Source organism: Nitrobacter sp. JJSN, assembly GCF_051912485.1.
GTDB lineage: Bacteria > Pseudomonadota > Alphaproteobacteria > Rhizobiales > Xanthobacteraceae > Nitrobacter.
Map to the genome: position 1 here is coordinate 1923518 of NZ_CP196822.1, position 21383 is coordinate 1944900.

Annotated in this window: 19 protein-coding genes and 1 tRNA gene; 4 read left to right on the top strand and 16 right to left on the bottom strand. The window is 60.9% G+C overall.

The genetic code is table 11. The features are described from left to right. Positions 1 to 61: 61 nt before the first annotated feature. Together ACSZOQ_RS09560 and ACSZOQ_RS09565 are read left to right on the top strand one after the other, a co-directional pair. Positions 62 to 691 carry a LabA-like NYN domain-containing protein gene (locus tag ACSZOQ_RS09560; protein ID WP_439925766.1) on the top strand — a complete coding sequence of 210 codons (630 nt, stop codon included), beginning with the start codon at positions 62 to 64 and terminating at the stop codon, positions 689 to 691. After that, a complete protein-coding gene (locus ACSZOQ_RS09565) occupies positions 669 to 1370 on the top strand; it encodes a uracil-DNA glycosylase (RefSeq protein WP_439925767.1) in 702 nt (233 codons plus the stop codon). The genes ACSZOQ_RS09560 and ACSZOQ_RS09565 overlap by 23 nt, the downstream gene beginning before the upstream one ends. A gap of 4 nt (positions 1371 to 1374) precedes the next feature. Here ACSZOQ_RS09565 and ACSZOQ_RS09570 read toward each other — a convergent pair whose 3' ends face one another. The 5 genes from ACSZOQ_RS09570 to dapA form a co-directional block, all read right to left on the bottom strand. Next, the gene (locus tag ACSZOQ_RS09570; RefSeq protein WP_439925768.1) at positions 1375 to 1536 is read right to left on the bottom strand and encodes a hypothetical protein; all 162 of its coding nucleotides are present in this window, start codon (positions 1534 to 1536) and stop codon (positions 1375 to 1377) included. Between the two features lie 205 nt (positions 1537 to 1741). Then, positions 1742 to 2323 (bottom strand): peroxiredoxin, encoded by a 582-nt coding sequence (locus ACSZOQ_RS09575; RefSeq protein WP_439925769.1) that lies wholly within the window; start codon positions 2321 to 2323, stop codon positions 1742 to 1744. A 66-nt stretch (positions 2324 to 2389) separates the two neighbouring features. Beyond that, a complete protein-coding gene (gene smpB / locus ACSZOQ_RS09580) occupies positions 2390 to 2863 on the bottom strand; it encodes an SsrA-binding protein SmpB (RefSeq protein ID WP_439925770.1) in 474 nt (157 codons plus the stop codon). A 226-nt stretch (positions 2864 to 3089) separates the two neighbouring features. Beyond that, complete coding sequence (mscL, locus tag ACSZOQ_RS09585) at positions 3090 to 3509, bottom strand: large conductance mechanosensitive channel protein MscL (RefSeq protein ID WP_439925771.1); 420 nt, start codon at positions 3507 to 3509, stop codon at positions 3090 to 3092. Between the two features lie 68 nt (positions 3510 to 3577). Next, positions 3578 to 4468 carry a 4-hydroxy-tetrahydrodipicolinate synthase gene (gene dapA, locus ACSZOQ_RS09590; protein ID WP_439925772.1) on the bottom strand — a complete coding sequence of 297 codons (891 nt, stop codon included), beginning with the start codon at positions 4466 to 4468 and terminating at the stop codon, positions 3578 to 3580. A gap of 229 nt (positions 4469 to 4697) precedes the next feature. Between dapA and ACSZOQ_RS09595 the strand changes: the two genes are divergently transcribed. Beyond that, positions 4698 to 6974, top strand: coding sequence for a transglycosylase SLT domain-containing protein (locus ACSZOQ_RS09595; protein ID WP_439925773.1), 2277 nt, complete (start codon positions 4698 to 4700; stop codon positions 6972 to 6974). Positions 6975 to 7060: 86 nt separating this feature from the next. On the opposite strand, the gene ACSZOQ_RS09600 is transcribed toward ACSZOQ_RS09595, so the two are convergent. The 3 genes from ACSZOQ_RS09600 to ACSZOQ_RS09610 all read right to left on the bottom strand — a co-directional run bounded on the left by ACSZOQ_RS09600 (position 7061) and on the right by ACSZOQ_RS09610 (position 11354). Continuing rightward, complete coding sequence (locus tag ACSZOQ_RS09600) at positions 7061 to 7516, bottom strand: DUF3551 domain-containing protein (protein WP_439925774.1); 456 nt, start codon at positions 7514 to 7516, stop codon at positions 7061 to 7063. A gap of 229 nt (positions 7517 to 7745) precedes the next feature. After that, positions 7746 to 9260, bottom strand: a complete 1515-nt coding sequence (locus tag ACSZOQ_RS09605) for a porin (RefSeq protein WP_439925775.1) — start codon at positions 9258 to 9260, stop codon at positions 7746 to 7748. A gap of 576 nt (positions 9261 to 9836) precedes the next feature. Further along, a complete protein-coding gene (locus tag ACSZOQ_RS09610; protein WP_439925776.1) occupies positions 9837 to 11354 on the bottom strand; it encodes a porin in 1518 nt (505 codons plus the stop codon). Between the two features lie 644 nt (positions 11355 to 11998). Here ACSZOQ_RS09610 and ACSZOQ_RS09615 point away from each other — a divergent pair. After that, positions 11999 to 12092 (top strand) — tRNA-Ser (locus ACSZOQ_RS09615). An 810-nt stretch (positions 12093 to 12902) separates the two neighbouring features. On the opposite strand, the gene ACSZOQ_RS09620 is transcribed toward ACSZOQ_RS09615, so the two are convergent. The 8 genes from ACSZOQ_RS09620 to ACSZOQ_RS09655 form a co-directional block, all read right to left on the bottom strand. Next, on the bottom strand, positions 12903 to 13169 hold the full coding sequence (locus ACSZOQ_RS09620) for a hypothetical protein (protein ID WP_439925777.1): 267 nt from the start codon (positions 13167 to 13169) through the stop codon (positions 12903 to 12905). Positions 13170 to 14820: 1651 nt separating this feature from the next. After that, positions 14821 to 16305: an Asp-tRNA(Asn)/Glu-tRNA(Gln) amidotransferase subunit GatB gene (gatB, locus tag ACSZOQ_RS09625; protein WP_439925778.1), complete on the bottom strand. Its 1485-nt coding sequence runs from the start codon at positions 16303 to 16305 to the stop codon at positions 14821 to 14823. Positions 16306 to 16380: 75 nt separating this feature from the next. Then, positions 16381 to 17763: a patatin-like phospholipase family protein gene (locus ACSZOQ_RS09630; RefSeq protein ID WP_439925779.1), complete on the bottom strand. Its 1383-nt coding sequence runs from the start codon at positions 17761 to 17763 to the stop codon at positions 16381 to 16383. An 89-nt stretch (positions 17764 to 17852) separates the two neighbouring features. Continuing rightward, positions 17853 to 18161 carry a hypothetical protein gene (locus tag ACSZOQ_RS09635; RefSeq protein WP_439925780.1) on the bottom strand — a complete coding sequence of 103 codons (309 nt, stop codon included), beginning with the start codon at positions 18159 to 18161 and terminating at the stop codon, positions 17853 to 17855. Beyond that, a complete protein-coding gene (gene gatA, locus ACSZOQ_RS09640) occupies positions 18152 to 19627 on the bottom strand; it encodes an Asp-tRNA(Asn)/Glu-tRNA(Gln) amidotransferase subunit GatA (protein ID WP_439925781.1) in 1476 nt (491 codons plus the stop codon). Before gatA ends, ACSZOQ_RS09635 begins: the two co-directional genes overlap by 10 nt. Continuing rightward, the gene (locus ACSZOQ_RS09645; RefSeq protein ID WP_439925782.1) at positions 19624 to 19830 is read right to left on the bottom strand and encodes a hypothetical protein; all 207 of its coding nucleotides are present in this window, start codon (positions 19828 to 19830) and stop codon (positions 19624 to 19626) included. The genes gatA and ACSZOQ_RS09645 overlap by 4 nt, the downstream gene beginning before the upstream one ends. 14 nt (positions 19831 to 19844) lie before the next feature. Further along, entirely contained in the window at positions 19845 to 20132 is a 288-nt protein-coding gene (gatC, locus tag ACSZOQ_RS09650) for an Asp-tRNA(Asn)/Glu-tRNA(Gln) amidotransferase subunit GatC (RefSeq protein WP_439925783.1), read from the bottom strand. Between the two features lie 106 nt (positions 20133 to 20238). Further along, the gene (locus ACSZOQ_RS09655) at positions 20239 to 21309 is read right to left on the bottom strand and encodes an NAD(P)H-dependent flavin oxidoreductase (protein ID WP_439925784.1); all 1071 of its coding nucleotides are present in this window, start codon (positions 21307 to 21309) and stop codon (positions 20239 to 20241) included. Positions 21310 to 21383: the final 74 nt, after the last annotated feature.

Below are 21383 nucleotides of genomic sequence, written 5' to 3' on the forward strand. Positions count from 1 at the left end.
TTGGAGCGCATGGCGGACCTCAATCGCACCAATAACGCCAACAACGATCACGAGAACATTGATGTCACCCGCCTCCAACAAGATCGCGCTCTTTATCGATGGCGCCAATCTCTACGCAACTGCCAAGACGCTCGGCTTTGACATCGACTACAAGCGTCTCCTCAAGGAATTTCAGTCCCGTGGCACCCTCGTGCGCGCCTTCTATTACACCGCGATCATCGAGGATCAGGAATACTCATCGATACGACCGCTGATCGACTGGCTCGACTACAACGGTTACACCGTGGTCACGAAAGCCACCAAGGAATTCATCGACGCCAGCGGCCGCCGCAAGGTCAAGGGCAACATGGACATCGAGCTTGCGGTCGATGCGATGGAGCTTGCCGAACACGTCGACCAGATCGTGCTGTTCTCGGGCGACGGCGATTTCCGCTCGCTTGTCGAAGCGGTACAGCGCCGCGGCGTCCGCGTGACCGTCGTTTCCACGATCTCGAGCCAGCCACCGATGATCGCGGATGAATTGCGCCGCCAGGCCGACGTCTTCACCGATTTGGTCGAGCTGCAACCGAAGCTCGGCCGCGATCCGTCGGAGCGTCAGGCGCCGCGCGAGCCGCGCCACCATGCGCCCCAGTTCCTGCAGCGAGCTACCACTGTGGCACCTCGGCACGATGACGACGACTTCGAGGCCTGACATACAGTCTCGCGCCGAGCCCGCTTTATCCGGCGCGAACCAGGCCAGCGCAGAACCCGACCGCGATTGTCCGCTTTGTCCGCGGCTGGTCGATTATCGCTTGTCGGTGCGAGCACGCGAACCTGACTGGTTCAACGCCCCCGTCCCCTCTTTCGGCAACGCTGATGCCACCCTGCTGATTGTTGGCCTGGCCCCGGGCGTGCAGGGAGCCAACCGCACCGGGCGGCCGTTTACCGGCGATTACGCAGGCGATCTGCTTTACGCCACGTTGCTCAAATATGGCTTTGCCACGGGACACTACCAGGCTCGTCCCGACGACGGCTTGATCTTGCTCGATTGCCGCATCAGCAATGCTGTGCGCTGCGTGCCGCCGCAAAACAAGCCGCTGCCGGCGGAGATCAACACCTGCCGCGCATTCCTGAGCGCCACGCTGGCGGCGATGCCCCGGCTGCAAGCGATTGTCGCGCTCGGCCGCATCGCTCATGATTCCGTGGTGAAGGGGCTCGGTCTGCGCGCCAAGGCCGCACCCTTCGCGCACGGTGCGGTACACCGTGCCGGTGCGCTCAGGCTCTACGACAGCTATCACTGCTCCCGCTACAACACCAACACCCGCGTTCTGACACCCGAAATGTTCGAGAAGGTGTTCGCGCAGGTGCGCGCCGACGTGACCAGGCTCTGAATTTCTATCTCGCTTCCGTGAAGCGGATACCCATCATCTCTCCGTTTCGCCAGACCCGTTCGCATTCCCTCGGCGGCGAATTCGGGACCAGCGCGATACCGAAACGCTTCGGCAAGGTCAGACCAGAGGCGATCACAAGGCGCGCGCCGTCGTTGGAGATGTCCATGACCTGGCACTCCGATCTGCCTTTAAGGGTGTCGAGCACAAGCCACGCCCGTTGATGGCGGCGGCGCATGCGCCGAATGGCGCGTTTCTGTTTGATCCGCATGGCCAGAGCTAACCACCTCAAAGCTGAAATTGCCTTGAACCGATCGTTCAAAGTTTAACGGTCGGAGCCGAAACGCGCCGTGGCAGGAAACATCGTGCGCCGGCTATCGCGGAACGGGATTCGCCCTCAGCCACGAGAGCACGTCGCCCGCATTCCGGTCAGGCGGGAATACCGGATAGAATACGTGACTTATCCGGCCGTCGTCGACGATCAGCGTCAGCCGCCCGATCAGGGTAACCCCCGCGACCTCCATGGTCGGCAGATCGAGTGCGTGGGTCAGCGAAAGATTCTCGTCAGACAGCACGGCGAACGGCAGATGCAGGCGTGCAGCCATCTCGCTCTGGTAGTCGTGGTCCTGCGTCGACAGACCGAACACATGCCTTGCGCCGGCTGATTTCAGTTCAGCGAACAGATCGCGGAATGCGCAGGCCTGGGGCGTGCAACCCCGCGCGCCCGGGATCAGGTCCCAGTCGTCGACCAGACCGATTTTGCCTGGCTCGCCGGTGCGCGGATAGGCGAAAACCACCGTTCGACCCTTCAGCTCCGACAGCCGCACCGATGAACCGTCGGTTGCGATCAGATCGAGCGGCGGAATCGTTTGTCCTGGCAAGTTCCGCGCGGCGCCATCGTCGGCCGGCGCCGGAATCTTGCTCCAATCGACCTTGAGCAGATGCTTCTGGTTCATCGCATCACTTCTGCTTCACCCATCGAGGCCCGCCAAGCAGTTCACACCTCAGGGTGACGAAATCCGTTATCCCCTCGCCCGCAGCAACCGGCCTTTCTCGCGTCCCCAGTCACGCTTCTTCTCGGTCTCGCGCTTGTCGTGCAGCTTCTTGCCCTTGGCGACCGCCAGCAGCAGCTTGGCTCGTCCGCGTTCGTTGAAATAGAGCTTGAGCGGAATCAGCGTCATGCCCTCACGATCGACCGCGCCCATCAGCTTGTTAATCTGCTTTTTGTGCAACAGCAGCTTGCGTGGCCGCTTTGGCTCATGATTGAAGCGGTTTGCCTGCAGGTACTCCGGGATGTTGGCGTTGATCAGCCAGATCTCGCCATTTTTCGAATCGGCGTAGGATTCGGCAATCGTGCTCTTGCCGCGGCGGATCGACTTGACCTCGGTGCCGGTCAGCGCAATGCCAGCCTCGACGGTATCCTCGATCGCATAGTTGAACCGCGCCTTGCGATTTTCAGCGACCACCTTGATCGCGCGCTCGTTCTTCTCGGCCATACCTAAAACCTCCGGGCGTCGCTTTTCAAGGACGGCGACGACGCCCGATCCTTCAGTGTCTCGATTTTGAAGTTCGCATGTCCTTGCAGCAATCTCTGATGCGAACTTCGAAATCAAAGAGACACTAGTAAATCTATCACTCGGTGTGGTTTTGGATCGAAAGTTCTCTTAACGGACTCGCCGCAACAATGAAGAGAACTTTCGATCCACCACACCAGGCATTGCGCTATTTCTTCGTTTTCAAGAGATCGCGGATTTCGGTCAGGAGTTCTTGCTCGCGGGTCGGCTTCGGCGCCGCCGCGGATGCCGTCTCGTCCTTGCGCTTCAGCCTGTTCATTCCTTTGATGACGATGAACAGCACGAAGGCGACAATCAGGAAGTTCAGCGTCAGAGTCAGGAAGTTGCCCCAGGCCAGTACCGCGCCCTGTTTCTTGGCATCGGCCAGGTTCGAGGCATTCACCGTCTTGGACAGCGGCGTGAAATAGTTCGAGAAGTCGAGGCCGCCCGTGACGGCGCCGATGATCGGCATGATGATGTCGGCCACTATCGAGGAGACGATGCCCCCGAACGCGGCACCGATAATGACGCCGACGGCGAGATCGACGACATTTCCCTTCATCGCAAATTCGCGAAATTCTTTCAGCATCGCTGTGCTCCCGATATTTCGCCGCTGCGCGCCGTACCAGCCATTCAACCCAAGTGAGCGATCAGGCCTCAGTTAAGCAAACCCGCATGAACCATGGCATCCCGAATGACCTTTCCGGTCGGCGGCGTCACCGGCATCAGTGGCTGACGCACGACCTCATCGAGCCGGCCGAGCAGCTTAAGGCCGTGCTTGGCTCCGGCGACGCCCGGCTCCTTGAAAATGGCGTCGTGCAGCGGCACCAGCCGGTCCTGAAACTTGAGACCGGTGGCATAGTCTCCCTTGAGCACCGCGGACATCAAGCTCGCACACAACTTTGGTGCCACATTGGCGGTTACCGAGATGCAGCCGTGTCCACCCGCCGCCATATAGGCGAGCGCCGTCATGTCCTCGCCCGACAACTGGATGAAGTCCGGTCCCATTGCTTGGCGCTGCAGAGAGACCCGCGCCAGATTGGCGGTGGCGTCCTTGACGCCAGCGATATTCTTCAACTCGAACAGCCGCGCCATCGTCTCCACGGCGAGATCGACGACCGAGCGCGATGGAATGTTATAGACGATGATCGGGATGCCGATCGCGTCATTCACCGCCTTGAAGTGATGGTACATGCCTTCTTGCGTCGGTTTGTTGTAGTACGGCGTCACCACCAGCACCGCGTCGGCGCCGGCCTTCTCGGCATGAAGAGCCAGATCGACCGCCTCGCGGGTTGAATTCGAGCCCGCGCCCGCAATCACCGGAACCCGACCCTTCGCCTCGTTGATACACCATTCCACCACCTTGCGGTGCTCGTCGTGGCTCAGCGTCGGACTCTCGCCGGTTGTGCCGACCGGCACGAGTCCGTGGACGCCCTCATCGATCTGCCAACTCACCAAGCTGCGGAAGGCGGCCTCATCGACGGAGCCGTTCTTGAACGGCGTCACCAGGGCGGTATACGACCCATGGAACTTCGCCTTGCTTGCCATTATCCGCTCCAACACGTTGCGCGGCTTCGCTATCTGCCGAATTCGAAGCCGCATCAGTCATATCGGGTCTGACGCTGCTCCGAAAGGTCCGCCCCCAAAGCGCAGCCGCGATTTTGCCGCGGTCAGGGCGCACACGACCTGACGCCCGAATTTTAGTATTTTGTCCACATGTTCAATGAAATAGTAATGGGATCTTAGGGGCCTGCGTAATTCGCCGAGAGGGATTGCCGTGACGTTGCTTGCTCGTGCATCAAGGTTGCGAACGACGGCTTTGGGCGCAAGCCTCGTACTCGCGGCCGGGCTCTGGGCCGGGACCGCGAATGCGGAGAAGGCGAAGACCGAGAAAGCCGCCAAGACCGAGAAGGCTGCCAAGACTCCAGCATCGAAGCCACAGCCGGCTTCGCACCGTGCTGTTCCGAAGACGATCACCAGCCAAGCGCATCGCAAGACCTCTCCCCCAGCACATGGCAAGACCTCTGCCCCGGACAAGGCCAGGGCCACCGTAGCTCCGGCAATTCAACCGGCCACACGCCAGCACGCAACGCTTCCGCCACCGTCGAAGCGCAAGCCCGTCCCGGAAGCTGCGATGGCAGCGACGTCATCAACATCGCGCGCCGATCTTGAAGCACTTCAGAACGTCATCGACCTGACTCGCAAGCGTCAGACGTCCGACGCCACGCAGGTCGAGTCCAGCATGACAGACCCGGTGGCGCGCAAGCTCGCCGAGTGGATCATCTTGCGCAGCGAGGACAACGGCGCGCCGACCGAACGCTACCGCGCCTTCATCACAGCCAATCCGAGCTGGCCGTCGCAGACATTCCTGCGCCGGCGCGCGGAAGCTGCGCTGTGGGACGATCGTCGCGACGACGCCACAGTGCTGGCCTGGTTCGAAAACGAACAACCGCAGTCGGCCAAGGGACGGTTCGCACTGGCGCGCGCCCTGCTCGCGCGCGGCGACCGCGCCAACGCCGTGCAGCTGGTCCGCGAAGCTTGGCGGACCGATTCGATGTCGGAACCGGTCGAGGAAAAAGCGCTGGAAGTGTTCGGGGCACTGCTAACGCCGGGCGATCAGAAAGCCCGGATGGATTATCTGCTTTACGGCCGCGAAAGCGATGCGGCGGTGCGTGCGGCAAAGCGGCTCGGAAGCGCCGAGGTCGCCCTCGCCAGGGCGCGGATTGCCGCCGACCACAAATCCTCCAACTTGCGCGCACTGCTCGAAAACGTACCGCGCGAGCTGCATGGCGACCCCGGCTACGTTTTCGCCCGCATCCAGCTTTTGCGCCGCGAGGAGAAGTTCGCGGAAGCCGCTCGGCTTATGTTGAATGCGCCGCGGGATCCCAACCGGCTTTACAATGTCGACGAATGGTGGATCGAGCGGCGCCTGCTTGCGCGCAAGATGATCGACGTCGGCGACTATCGCACCGCCTATCTTATTGCGCGCGATGCGGCGCTCCCCGCACGGGATATCTATAAAACCGAACAGGAGTTCACCGCCGGCTGGATCGCCCTGCGTTTCCTGAAGGATCCCAACACCGCCGCCCGCCATTTCGCCCGCATTGGCGTCGGCAGCGTCAACCCGACCGCGCTGGCGCGGGCCGGCTACTGGCAGGGCCGCGCCGCTGAGGCCGCGGGCCGCGTTCAGGATGCCCGTCACGCCTATGCTGCGGCGGCAGAGCAGTCCACCAGCTACTACGGCCAGCTCGCGCGCGCGAAGCTCGGACTGCCGCAGATCGAATTGCGCGGCGTCCCCGGCAGCCGGTCGCGCGGCGTCGAACGGCTGGAGATCGTGCGCGCCGTCCAGCTTCTTTATGCGATCGGCAAAGGCGAATTCGCGCTCCCGATCTTTGCCGACATGGGCGAAAACGGCGACCCCGATGCGGTGCTGGGACTGGGTGAACTCGCCGCACGTCACGGCGATGCGCGAGGTATGCTGCTGGCCGGCAAGGCTGCGCTCAATCGTGGATTGCCGTTCGATTTCTATGCCTATCCCGTCAGCGGGATTCCGCCGTTCAAATCGATCGGACCGGATATCGAACGCAGCATCGTCTATGCGATCGCCCGGCAGGAAAGTGCCTTCAATCCGTCGGTGGTGTCGCCGGCCCATGCCTATGGCTTAATGCAGGTGACGCCGGATGCGGGACGATACGTCTGCAAGAAATACGGCGTCGGCTTCGACCTCCAGCGCATGAAGAACGAGCCCGCTTACAACGCTGCGCTCGGCGCAGCGGAACTCGGAGGCCTGCTCGAGGACTATCGCGGCTCCTACATCATGACCTTCGCGGCCTACAACGCCGGGCGCGGCAGCGTGAAAAAATGGATCGAGCGTTACGGTGATCCACGCGATCCCGCAGTCGACGCGGTGGACTGGGTCGAACTGATCCCGTTCTCGGAGACGCGCAACTACGTGCAACGCATCATGGAAAACCTGCAGGTCTATCGCGCGCGCTTCGGCGGCGGCTCCAAGTTGCAGATCGAGGCGGACCTGCACCGTGGCGCCACCGAATAGCGCGAGATATACCCGGGCTAACTGCTCATGCCGGCGCTTAAGCGATGAGGCAGTCTTCGCGCAAATGGCGCGGCCGGCCGCCCGATTTATCGCCGATAAGTCCTTCGTGCATCAGGGTATGCAGCGGGATCGTCTTCCAGGAAACGATAGAAGGGATTCACGTCACAATACGCGCGGCGACCAGAGGCCGTCGCGAGACATTGCTGATAGGTGTCGAAGCTGCAATCCCCCACACCACTATCGTAATATTCGCCCTTGATGCAATACGGGTAATCCCGGGCCTGCGCCACTGACGGAGCCAAAACAAGAAACGAGACAGCAGCACCGGTGCATACGGTCATGAGCAAAAATTTGGGAATCGTCACCATGTGATTGACCATCCGTATCCGCTTATCCATTTCAGACGTTCGCTTGGCCTCAAGCACTTGCTTATAGTGCGAACGCGTCGAATCCACTATCATCGCCTTAGGTATCACAGCAATTTGCTGGGAAGAATGGGCCTCGATTGAACTGTCACGCCCCGGCTCTGTGCTGGCGTTCACGTCTTGAAACTTGAACCGGGTCAAGGGCGGGATGTTTGGGACAGCGGCCAAGCCGCGGTTCTAACGACCAGCCGGTCACGAAGCGTCGAAACGCGCTTCATCGTCAATCTTTGTTTCGGCTCCGCGGCCCCCCCCCCCCGCGACTTACAGGGATTTTGCGACCACCTCTGTCTCGCGGCAATACAAAGCCTCCGGCAATTTTCCGCCGGTGGTTCAAATTCAAATATCGTTACCAGGAGCGCTGCGCGCGGAACATCACAGTCCAGGTGTCCTGATCCTTCAGGGTATAATTACCCGCGGGCTTGCCAATAGCGGGATAGGCTACAAAAGCTGCCGTACCTTCATACTTCTGATCCAGCATGGTGTAGAGCGCTTCGGTCGTGAAGGTCAGGTTCCTGACCGGAGTCCATCGGAGGTTCGCTCCAATCTGCCCAATGTTATAGTCCGGGTTGCAAGTGGTGACACCCAGACCGATGGCAGCAGGAATCGTCACGCCGCACATGAAGGCTTTGGCCGCGCCGGTGTAGCTCACTGCAGCGAAGGCGCCGAAAACCGAGCTAGCCCAATGCTCGTTCCAATTGTGATTGAATGCGCCGCGCATGCCCCAGGTCGAGACCAGCTGAAGCTGGCCGCCAGGACCAAACACCGCATCTGGCGCAAAGCCATATCCAATGCCGGTTATGCCGGTATAGATCATGTTGACACCCGCCCCTGCAGCCAGGTCCTGGATGTTGTAACGGGTCGCGCCATTGGTGTAGACGCCCTGAAAGTCGAGCGTGTCGCCCGGTCCGGTCGGGAGGTTCTTAATTGATAGAGCGAGCTGACCGGCCCAACCCCACTTGTCTCGCGGACCGCCACTTGCTTGATCGGTATAGTAGGCAGGATTGTTGTTGTGAGCCGCAACCGACGCTTGGAACGAGCCCCAGGCCTGATCGACGCGAAGTTGACCCACGACCTCAGGAACGGTGGTCCCACCGTAATCATTCGAGCCGTAGCCAAAGTTCGCAGTACCGAAGATCGCGGTCGGCGCTACCCCGAGGTTTAGAATGCCAGCCTGGAAGTATTGGGTGGGATCCTGCACGGCGATCGTGCCCGACACCCCGTTGCCGAACTCTGCAGTATAGGCGAACTGGTTCACGCCGATAATACCGCCGCCGCCGCCGACGAGACCGTCGAAGATGTTGTTGCCTAGATAGTTTCCCCACGGAGTGGCGAACTGAGAGGCAGCTCTACCCATCGTGAAGCCGGCGAACTGGATGAAGGCGTAGTACACGCCTAGCTGGCCACCGGAGACGGCGCCGTTGCCGCTGGCTCCGGACGGAGCCGAATTATAGATCGTCGCACCGGTACCGTCACCGGCATAACCGCCCGAGGTCCAGGTGAAGACCGTATCGGAATAGGTGCGGACCACACCGTACTCAGTGGCGGTGCGGGTATCGACGGTTAGATCTGCGCGAGACCGCCAGGTGAAACCATTGGTGAAACGGTTCTGCGCACCGCCGGCACCCGTGGTGTTACCGGCAAACATCAAGTTGGTGTTGATGCCCATGTCTGCACGTACATAGCCGCCCAGCTTGATGCAGGTGTCAGTGCCGGGGATATAGTAGAAGCCTGCGCCGTATAGGGAGCAAATCTTCACGTATTCGACCGCCTTGGCCTTCAATGGAAGGTCAGCAGCCTGTGCCCCGCTCATGACGACAAGACCTGCCGCCGAGCCAAGGAAAAGGCTCTTCATCGATTTCATCTTAACCCTCCAAGTTGCTCTGCAGCGCAGGTCGCGTACCGCTGTATAAGCACTCGAAGAAAATCCCAGAAGATAGTTAAGAGAGTATTCTTGCGCACGACAAGCTGCCCCGCAGAGAGCACAATTAGTGTCCTTGGATAGCCATGCATGCGGCTTGCTTAAGCGACTGAAGAGTCCGGCGGGATCAGGCGACAACACTAAGCAAGCTCGTGCAATTGCGGTCCTGCAATCAACGATGCGGCCTTTATTTGAGCAAATGCACTCGGTTCGGCCGAAAAACCCAAGATGTTGACCGCCCGTCCCGTTACGCGAACAAGAAGCTTTGGTCCTTCATCTTCGGAGGGGCTTCCGGGCCACGCGAACTGAGGGACCAGCCGCCTAACTGCATGATGATGGCCAAGGCTTGGCCCATTAAGACTCGGCCCGTTGCGGCATCTCGTCTCGGTCGTCATTTTTGTATCGGTCGCCGGCGCGCCGCGAATTACCGGGATTGCATCACAATCTTCGCCTCGCGCAAAACAAAACCCCCGGCAGTTTCCCGCCGGGGGTTCTCTCAGAATTGTCAGACGACCTGTATTACCAGGTGCGCTGAGCGCGCAACATGACGGTCCAGATGTTCTGATCCTGCAGGGCATAGGTATTTGGCGGCTTGGCAACGGTATTGCTTGCCGCATTCGTTGTCGTGCCGACGTACTTCTGATCCAGCATGGTATAGAGACCTTCCGCCGTGAAGGTCAGGTTCTTGACCGGAGTCCAAGCCAGATTCGCACCGATCTGAGCGATGTTGTAGTCCGGATTACACGTGGTAAGTGCGTTCCCGCGCAGGGTGCTGACCGTACCATTCACCCCATTGCACATAAGAGCCTTGGCTGTGCCATTGTAGCTAACAGACGCGTAGGCGCCAAACAGCGAACTCTTCCAGTACGGGTTCCAGTTGTGGTTGAAGGCGCCACGCATGCCCCATGTCTGGACCAGCTGCTGCGATCCACCCGCGAACACCGAGTCAGGAGCAAAGCCGAGGCCGACGCTCGTTACGCCACCGTAGAGCGTGTTGGCCCCAGCCGGGGTGCCCAGTTCCTGGATGTTGTAACGGGTTGCACCGTCCGTATACACGCCCTGGATGTTGATCGTGTCACCCGGTCCGGTCGGGATGTTCTTGATCGACAGAGCGAGCTGACCGGCCCAACCCCACTTGTCGCCGGGACCAGTGAAGGGATCCGCGCCAAAGGTATTCACGCCATAGTAAGCGGCATTGTTGTCATGCGCCGCAACCGACACCTGGAACAGACCCCAGGCCTGATCGACGCGGAGTTGGCCAACCACGTCGGGAGCTTTCGTACCAGCGTAGTCGCTTGCGCCGTAGCCGAAGTTGCCAGCCGCCGCTGCGCCGAGGTTGTTGACGCCGGCCTGGAAGTATATGGTCGGATCCTGCGCGGCGATCGTGCCCGACACCCCGTTGCCGAACTCTGCGGTGTAGGCGAACTGGTTCACGCCACCCGAGAACGCGCCGCCACCGCCGACAAGAGCGTCGCTGATGTTGCCCGGCTGGTGTCCCCATGGCGCGCTGAATTGCGAGACAGCTTTACCGATCGTGAATCCGGCGAACTGAATGAAGGCGTAGTTCAGGCCGATCTGGCCGCCGGAGACGGCGCCGTTGCCGCTTGCTCCAAGCGGAGCAGAGTCATACGCAGTCGTACCCAAGCCTGAGTACTGGCCCGAGGTCCACGTGAAGACCGTATCGGCGTAGGTGCGGACCACGCCGTATTCCGTAGCGGTGCGGGTATCGATGTTCAGGTCTGCACGCGACCGCCAGGTGAAGTCGTTGCTGAGACGGTTCTGCGCACCAGCGACACCATTGGTGTTGCCGCCGACCGGCGACGAACCCGCGTTGATCCCCATGTCAGCACGGATATAGCCGCCCAGCTTGATGCAAGTGTCGGTGCCCGGGATGTAATAGAAGCCCGCGCCGTACAGGGAGCAGATCTTCACGTATTCGACCGCCTTGGCCTTCAACGGAAGATCAGCGGCCTGTGCCCCGCTCATGGCGACCAGACCCGCCGCCGAGCTGAGGAAAAGGCTCTTCATCAATTTCATTTTAACCTCCAAGTTGCTCTGTAGGGCAGGTTCCGGATCCGCTGAGCGCATATCGCTCGAAGAAACGTTCCCTCAGTCCCTGACTAACCGCCTAGCCGTTTCGCGCTTGTCGAACACTTCCGCTCAACGCGAGGGACTCAAGCGAACCACCCAAAAACAGCGAACTACTAAAACGGGACGACCTCGGGATGCCCCCCTCCGTCGTGTGATCACAATTACCGAACCGCCCTGCACACGCAATAAAGGAACGTCTCAGAATAGAACGCGTCCAACCGTTTTTGACGGTGTGTTGCACAAACACCACGCCCTCCCGTTGCAGACAGCCAAACAACTCGTTGTTTTGTCGTATATTTTATAAAACGGGTCTTCGAAGCTGCGGGAGCGGTGGACTCACCGTCTTGCCAGCAGTTGCCGGCCTGGACGCTCAATCCTGACGAATCACCGACCACATCGTGCGGCCTGATTCGACAGGCTTTCGATGCCTGTTTTGCGCTGCAAATTCCCGACCAATGCGGCAAGGTCGAGAGTCATCGACAATATAACGACCCCGCAGGTGTGGCGGGGGACGATTCTGGCGCGCGACGGTCAGATCTCACGATCCGGCGCTTGCGGCTGGCGAGCGTGTCGGGCATATCGGCAGCAACGGAGCTGTGGCCGAGTGGCTGAAGGCGGCGGTTTGCTAAACCGTTATAGGGTTGTAAAGCCCTATCGAGGGTTCGAATCCCTCCGGCTCCGCCATCCCAAAAGAAGCAAGGTCGTCCGGGGACACACGATCTCCTGCGGTTTCTCCAGGTTATGACGGAGGCGCGGCTTCGGTCGACCAGGCCGAGGGGCGCTACGCTATTCGCCACCTTCGGTTCCGCAAGTGCAGCCTGCCCTCGCCGACATCGAAGCGGTCATTGCTTCTGATAGCCCAGGGAGATGCGCTCACACTTCGGGCGACCATAAACCAAACGACCGGGCGCAAATCTGAAGCGCACGCCGACATTACCGCGGACAGCTTCCAAGGATGCCATTCGCTTTGTTCAGCGAGCTGATCGAGAAGCAAAGCGCCGGGAACGTCAACGCCGTACTCACGGATCTTGATGGCGCTCTTCAACTTGATCCAAAACAGAAACGGCACCGTACGTCGTCGTCATTTTCGCTGGGCATGGCGTCGAAACAGGCGGCGTCAACTACCTCATTACGGTTGATGCAAGCTGGAGAGCGGCAAGAAGCTGCGATCCGATGCTCTATGCCTGAAGGATCTTGCAGCGGCTGCGAGCAACGCAAGGCATGGATCGCTCGTCATCGTAGACGCCTGTCGCGACGATCTCTTCGTTGAGGCCCGAGCCGTTGCGGCGTCGCGCAACTCTGAAGCGAAACCGCCGATGCCGATTCCGAAGAGACTACAGGGCGGTGGCGCAACACCGACGCCCGCCACGCAACAACGTCGGCGCGTGTCGCCAAGCGGGCCGAGGGACACCAGACGCTCGGTCGCGTGCGGCACAGCTTCCGCTGCGCCTTTGCTGCCCTAGAAATTTGCCCGGAAGATCGCCTGAGCGTGGATCAATGAACCGTCATCCATGCCCGCGCATCTCGCTGCGCCGCGACAATCTCGGCCTCGGACATCAGCGCTGCAACTTCGCGGCGCATTGCGATCGCTTCGGCGTGGCCTTTGAGCGCCGCGAGATTGAACCATTTATGCGCGGCCACCAGATCGACCAGGCCGGCCCGACCGCTGGCCCAGTACAGGCCGCGTTCGAACAGAATATCCTGGATGGCGTCGGCGCCCACCGGCACCACCGTATCGAAGTCGATTTGCCCCTGAAACATCGCTCTGTTCCTTTTTATAACCGCCCTGCTCCGAGCGCGGCCCATCCACCTGTTGTCGCCCCACCGGTCCCGACCGCCGTTCGCCGGCGTGCCGTCCTGACGCGCAGACCATGGAGGTAAAATTTGAAGAGCAGTTTAAGCATCGCGATGAATCGAACGTGAACGCTCCCCAGGTGCAGGCATCGCACAGATTCAAAAAGCCCTTATTAGACGGAGGCTTTTGAGCTTTCATACAATTCGATTTACCGTCCCATTTGGCAAACCGGTAACCATCGCCACAGTCGGTATCGGACCGCGCGCCCTCAGAATCACCGAGCGACAACGCCGTGAGAACCGAGATTGCACACGGCACAGCGGCGACGACTCGAAATGTATTGATAGGGAAACTGCAACACCGGGGCTGAGCCACGCCGGTGGCAGGACGAGGGCGTCGGTGAACACGTCAGGACCAACTCTCACCGCAGCCGAGGCCGCTGGTGATCGCGGACATTTATATTATATCCGCATCGAACGAAGACCGCCGATGATATTCACCGCGCTCTTCCGTCGGACCGGTTGTCTCGGGAGTTCCGAAACCGACGACCCGACCGTTTGACCTGATGTCTCGCCGACACCCTCTTTCGTCGACCGGAGCCTGAATTGAAAATCTGCTTGTGGGAAACAAACTCTCTTCGGCTCCCGCGACGCCGCCGGCTCAAGCCGCCGGCGATTCCATAAGGCGAGCTTACTTCTTCTTCTTGGCGACCTTGCGGGTCTTCTTTGCAGTCTTCTTCACTGCGCTCTTCGCCTTCTTCGCCTTCTTCGCCTTTGCCTTCTTCGCCTTCTTGGCCATGTTGCCCTCCAGAGTTAATGAGATGGCTTAGTCGCTACATGCACTCGGGAATCGAAGTGCACATCATTCGAATACACCAACACATTGAAAAAAACAGTGTCCCGCTTAAGGAAGTGTTGACGGACCAATGCCGTCACGACGACGACACGTTTCACGATGACGCGTGGATTCGCCGATGAGCGACGCGAGCAACTCGTGAAAAGCCGACACTGGTAATTATCGCGATTTCAGAAAGAGGCTGCGCCGCAATGGCATCCTGCATTTCGAAAATTGATGACGGACGCACGGCAAACATCGCACCGAGTCGCCATGACGATGAAAGTCGCTATAGCGCGGACTCCGAGTCGCAACTTTTGGCAATAAAAATATTTTTGCGATAACCTTGGGAATTGCCGTTCGGAGCCCGCGAAAGTGCGCTTCTTGCGAATCGTAAAATCCGATTCGCAAAATTGATCCAGCGACCGCAGCCCTGTTGCCGAGCCTCGCCAACACGCCAGCGCACGCGAACGCAACCTCAAATTTGCGACGAGCAGACGAACTGTCGTGTCGGCCGATATCTATTCCGCGTTCCGCGCAGTATCCTTCGAACAACTCGGGCCACTCACCAAGCCGACCATACAAGCGTGCCGTCGCATCGATGCCGACAGAATGAGCGAATGCAAATGCGCACGGAGTCGAAGCGCCGGTTAGAGCATTTTCCGGCTAAGTGAAATCCGGTTAGCCGTAAGAAAGTGCTCTCAATCGATAACTTGCGCTTATTCATATCGTAAAATCGGTATCCACTTTTGCGGAATACGCGCTGGAGACCGCCGAAGACGATTACAGACCGAGCTTGGTCTTGAGCAGATCGTTCACAGCTTGCGGATTGGCCTTGCCGCCGGACGCCTTCATCACCTGACCGACGAACCAGCCGATCATCTGCGGCTTATCGCGAACTTGCGCGGCCTTGTCCGGGTTGGCGGCGACGATGTCGTCGACCGCCTTCTCGATCGCGCCCATGTCGGTGACCTGCCTCATTCCGCGCGCTTCGACCAGCTCCCGCGGGTCACCACCCTCGGTCCAGACGATCTCGAACAGATCCTTGGCGATCTTGCCGGAGATGGTTCCCTCGCCGATCAGGTCGACGATCGCGGCGAGCTGAGGTGCTGATACCGGCGACGCCGCGATGCCCCGGCTTTCCTTGTTGAGCCGTCCGAACAGTTCGTTGATGACCCAGTTGGCAGCAAGCTTGCCGTCGCGGCGCGCGTTCGCGAGCCTGGCCAGCACCGCCTCATAGAAGTTGGCGCTCTCATGCTCGCTGACCAGCACGGACGCATCATATGGCGACAGACCGAAGTCACCGATAAACCGGATCTTCTTCTGGTCCGGCAATTCCGGCAGATCGGCCTTCAGCGCCTCGACGAAGCCTTGCGAGAATTCCAGCGGTAGCAGGTCGGGGTCCGGAAAATAGCGATAGTCGTGCGCCTCTTCCTTGGAGCGCATCGCACGGGTCTCGCCTTTGTCCGGATCGAACAGCCGGGTTTCCTGGTCGATGCTGCCGCCGTCTTCGAGAATGCCGATCTGGCGCCGCGCCTCGTATTCGATCGCCTGACCGATGAAGCGGATGGAATTGACGTTCTTGATCTCGCAGCGGGTACCGAACGGCTCGCCGGGCCGGCGCATCGAGACGTTGACGTCGGCGCGCAGGCTGCCCTTCTCCATGTCACCGTCGCAGGTACCGAGATAGCGCAGGATCGCCCGCAGTTTTGTCACATAGGCCTTGGCCTGTTCCGACGAGCGCATATCGGGCTTGGATACGATTTCCATCAGCGCTACGCCGGAGCGGTTCAGATCAATCGCGCTCATGTCGGTGTGCTGGTCGTGCAACGACTTGCCGGCGTCCTGCTCAAGGTGCAGCCGCTCGATGCCCACCGCGATGCTCGCGCCGTCCGCCAGATCGACCACGACCTCGCCCTCGCCGACGATCGGCGACTTGTACTGGCTGATCTGATAGCCCTGCGGCAGGTCGGGATAGAAATAGTTCTTGCGGTCGAACACCGAGCGCAGGTTGATCTGCGCGTTCAGCCCCAGCCCGGTGCGCACGGCCTGCCGGACGCATTCCTCGTTGATGACCGGCAGCATTCCGGGCATCGCCGCATCGACCAGCGAGACGTGGCTGTTGGGCTCGCCGCCGAAGGCGGTCGAGGCGCCCGAAAACAACTTTGCATTGGATGTGACCTGGGCATGGACTTCAAGCCCGATCACCATCTCCCAGTCGCCGGTGGCGCCCTTGATCAAGTTCGACGGTTTGACAGGTGCGTTCATGCGCGGCTTTTACCCCGGGGATTGCGACGGGAAAACCCCCGTCAGGATCAATTGAGTCGGCAAGCTCGGGCTTGCTCACATGCTGCCGGCAAACGCGCGGAATACAGAGCTCGCCCGCAGCGCATCGCGACCGGCGGCGATCACGTCGTCCACCTGCTGCGGCGGCAGATGGAAGCGGGTCGGAACGGTTTCCAGGCTGGCAGCGCGCGCGGGATCGAGCTGATCGAAACCGATCCTCCCCACGAACAGTTTCAGGTCGCGACAATTCCAACCCGGACGCGCGCCGTACCGGGCACGGTCCGCAGCCGACAGGCCGCAGCGCCAGTGGATCAGCGCTGCCTGCCAATCACCCATGGTACGCTCGAACGCGGTGTAGCCCGCGCCGACGCTGGCATCGATGGCGGTATCCGCCGCTGCCTTGACCAGATCAACGCCGTTCGGACCTTCCACGGTATTGATCCAGTTCCCTGCAACTCCGGTTTTGGCATCTATTACCAGAAACAGCCCGCGCCGAAGTTTGACGGCCCGCTCCGGCGATAGTGGATCGTAGGGCGTGCTCGCCGACAGCCGCGCGATGGTGAAGCCGGACAAGCCATAGTTGTCGACCAGGCCACCGTCGAGCAGCTTGATGTAGGGAATTTCGCCGTCGTGATAACGGCTGACCGCTTTCGCAAACGCGCTCAGCATCGGCGGCGCGTTGCGATCGTCGCGCGCTTTGACGATCCATGCCGGCAGCGGATCGTTGCACCGGCCGGGAAAAGTCTGAATCACCACCGGCGCAAACGCAACGGGCACCGCAGCCGACGGCGCAACCGCATTCGCCAGCGGATAAGACGCGAGGTCGCTGCACATCGCCCGGAACGCAGTCACGCCGAAGACGAAGGGCGTGCGATTATAGATGTCGGAGGCGTTGATCCACACCCGCGGACGCACCGTCTTGCGAAGATCGGCGAAGGTCGCGCCATGAAACAGATTGGCGTCGAGCCAGCGCGGCAGGCCACGGGAGTCATTGATTCCGCCGGCAAACGCCTTGCTCAAGGTCGCGAGGTTGAGGTCGGTTTGGAGCCCCTCCTCGGCATTGCGCAGCAGGAACTTTTCGCGGAAGTCGGCCAGCGCCGCACGCTTGCGCAACCCATAATATGCGGCCGTCACCGACCCTCCGGACACTCCGGAAATAAAATCGAGCCGATCAAGCATCGCCGCGCCGCCGCCGCGCACCGGCGTCTGCGCCATTGCTTCCAACACACCGAAGGAAAAGGCCGCGGCCCGTGTGCCTCCGCCAGAGAACGACAGCCCAACCAGGTCGTCATCGACCGCCGCCCGCTCCTCAACTTTTTCGTGAAGCTGGCCCGCGAGATCGGCGCTGCTGCCCGGCTGATTGACCGGCGCATTCTGGATCGATGCGCAACCAAGCAACACCGCGCCCAATCCGATGACGGCAAATGCTGCTGAACGCATGGTCGTGCAATGCCCTGCCAATGTCGCCAAAGACGCGAACGGCTGAAATGAGGTGCTGGCTGACGAACGATCCGCGCCGCGCCGCGCCGTTAACCGCCCCCGCCGCCCAGCAACTCCGCGACGATTTGCCCCCATTCTTCCTCGGACGAATTTTTCGCAAACGGCTTGTCCGCGCGGCGATACCAATAGGCGGCGTTGCCGATCTCGCGCCCCTCAAACCGATGCAGGTAGGCGTGCACCCAGGCGGCCTCCGAACCCACCACCGGCTGCACGAGGACGTGCGCCTTGTTCCAGTCTCCCTTGGCGGCCCACCACATTGCTGCGAGCGGCACCGAAACGCCCTGTGGCGGCTCCGCATTCGTCAAGCTGGCTTTGAAAGCATCCGGTGTCACCACCAAACCTCCGGCGTAAAACGGCCTGCCGCCTGCTCGATGATCTCGCCAAGAGAAAGGAGCGCCTCTTCATCGAACGGACGGCCGATCAGTTGTAGCCCAAGCGGCAACCCTTGCGCATCTTTGCCGGCGGGCACAGCCAGGCCCGGCAGGCCCGCCATGTTCGCCGTCACCGTGAAGATGTCATTGAGATACATCTCGATCGGATCGGAGCCGGCTTTCTCGCCGATGCCGAAGGCGGCGGACGGCGTCGCGGGAGTCAGGATCGCGTCGATACCGGCAGCATAGCAATCCTCGAAATCCTTCTTGATCAAGGTGCGAACCTTTTGCGCACGGAGGTAATAGGCGTCGTAGTAGCCTGCGGACAAAACATAGGTGCCGATCATAATACGACGGCGGACCTCCGCGCCAAAGCCCTTCGCACGCGTATTTTCATACATTTCGACAATGTTGCGCCCCTCGGCGCGGGCGCCGTAACGGACGCCATCGTAGCGCGCGAGGTTGGACGACGCCTCGGCGGGCGCGACGATGTAGTAGGCGGGCAGCGCGTATTTCGTATGCGGCAGCGATACCTCAACCAGCTCGGCGCCCGCGGCTTTCAGCCACTCGGCGCCTTGCGTCCACAGCTTTTCGATTTCAGCTGGCGCGCCGTCGAGCCGATACTCTTTCGGGATTCCGATCTTCATTCCCTTCACGGATTTACCGATCGCGGCTTCATAATCGGGCACCGCACGATCGACCGAGGTTGTATCCTTCGGGTCGTGGCCAGCCATCGAGCGCATCAGGATCGCGGCGTCGCGCACGGTGCGCGCGATCGGCCCAGCCTGATCGAGCGACGACGCAAACGCGACGATGCCCCAGCGCGAGCAGCGTCCGTAGGTCGGCTTGATGCCGACCGTGCCGGTGAAGGCGGCGGGCTGACGGATCGAGCCGCCGGTATCGGTCGCGGTCGCGCCCAGACACAATCCCGCGGCAACAGCCGAGGCGGACCCACCCGATGAGCCACCGGGGACCAGCTTTGCATCGGACCCCTGCCGCCGCCACGGGTTGACCACGGGGCCGAAGCGCGAGGTCTCGTTCGACGAGCCCATCGCGAATTCGTCGTTGTTGAGCTTGCCAAGCATCACGGCGCCATCGCGCCAGAGCTGCGACGTCACGGTGGATTCATAGGGCGGCTTGAAATCATCGAGAATATGCGAACATGCCGTAGTCCGCGCGCCTTCCGTCGCGAACAGATCCTTGACGCCGAGCGGAAGACCGTTAAGTGGTCCGCCCTCGCCTTTGGCGATCCGCATGTCGGCCTCGCGCGCCATCGCCCTCGCCTGCTCCGGCGTCTCCAACACATAGGCGTTCAGCACACGCGCACGTTCGATCGCCGCGAGATGTGCGTCGGTCAATTCGAGCGCCGTGAATGATTTGTTCGCGAGGCCGTCACGGGCCTCGGCCAGCGTGAGCGAAGTCAGGTCCGTCATTTAACAACCGCGCTGCAAAAGAATGGCGATAGCGTCCTGTCGTTCCTGGGATCAGCGGCTCTCATTTTGTCGGCCGCCTGGAGCTTGTCGAGAACAGCCTCCATGGCCTTGTCCAGATCGGCAGTGTCGCCCTGACGCTCCATGGCGTCGAGGTAATCCATATAGGCCCGATAGGCCGTTTCATCGCCGCAGAGCAGACACATGGGTTCAAAACCTGTTATTCGACGACCTTCGGCACCAGAAAGAAGTGGTCATCCGTCACCGGCGCGTTTGCGACGATCTTGTCGGCGATCTCGCCTTCATTCACCACGTCAGCCCGTTTTTTCATCTCCATCGGCGTCACCGACGTCATCGGTTCGACGCCATCGACGTTCACTTCCTGCAATTGCTCAACGAATGCGAGGATCGCATTCAGTTCGTCCTGCAGGTGGGGAACCTCGGCGTCATCGACCGCAATGCGCGCGAGATGCGCGATGCGGCGGACAGTAACGGCATCGACCGACATAATGCAGGGCCTCGCAGGGGTGTGTAAGGTTTGTCACCCAACAAACGTTACGCCGTATAGCAGACCCGCCTTTCGCGCCGCAACCGCACACTATTGCTCTTACAACCTACAAGACACTCAACCTCTTCAACGCGTCCCCCGCCAGCGCGCGGGTCAGTTCTGCCGCCCGCATCTCGCGGCCGAGCCGGACCGCCTGTCCGGCCCAAAGGTTCGTGAAATCCGGCTTGCCCTGTTTCTCGGCCACCGCCTTGAGCGGCGCAAAAGCGGCGGCCGCATGCGGAAATGCCGGCGCATCCGGCGAGACCGGCCCCACTTCGCGCATCACCCGGTTGGCAATTCCGCGTGCCGGACGTCCGGTCATAATGTTGGTGATGACTGTCGACTCGTCGCCCGCGGTCGCGAGCGCGGCACGACCGAGCACTGATACCTTCGATTCCGGACACCGCAGATAGGCCGTGCCGATTTGCACGCCGGCCGCGCCGAGCGCGAATGCGGCCGCAATGCCGCGGCCATCGGCGACACCGCCCGCAGCGATGATCGGCACGCGCACCACATCCGCCATTTGCGGCACGAGTGCGAAAAGTCCCGGCTGCGCGGCGATGTTGTCAGTCAGAAACATGCTGCGGTGACCGCCCGCCTCCGCGCCTTGCGCGATGATGGCATCGACGCCGTTTTCCTCCAGCCACACCGCCTCACGCACGATGGTAGCGCAGCCGACCACAACCGCACCGGTCGCCTTGACCCGATCGAGCAACGGCCTGTCCGGCAGTCCGAAATGGAAGCTGACCACCTCCGGCTTCATGTCCTCGACAACTTCGCACATGGCCGCGTCGAACGGGGCGCGGTTGGCGGGGGCGGTCGGGACCGAAGGATCGAGACCCAACTCTTTATAATAAGCGCCAAGCCGCATCCGCCATCCGGCGTCACGCTGCGGATCGGCAGCCACCGCGCGATGGACGAAGAAGTTCATGTTGAGCGGCACCTTGACCCGCTGCCTGATGATGCCGACCTGCTCGCGGACCTTGTCGGGTGACAGCATCGCGCACGGCAACGACCCCAAGGCGCCACCCTCGGCCGCTCCGATGACGAGGTCAGCGTCCATGATGCCCGCCATCGGCGCTTGAACGATAGGAAATTCGATTCCAAAGAGATCAATGAGTTTGCGGTCGGGCCACATGGTCTTCCCATTTGCGAGTGATTATTGGCTCGCGCCCTAGCATATCGGCACGCAAGGGGCCTATTGTCTCAGCC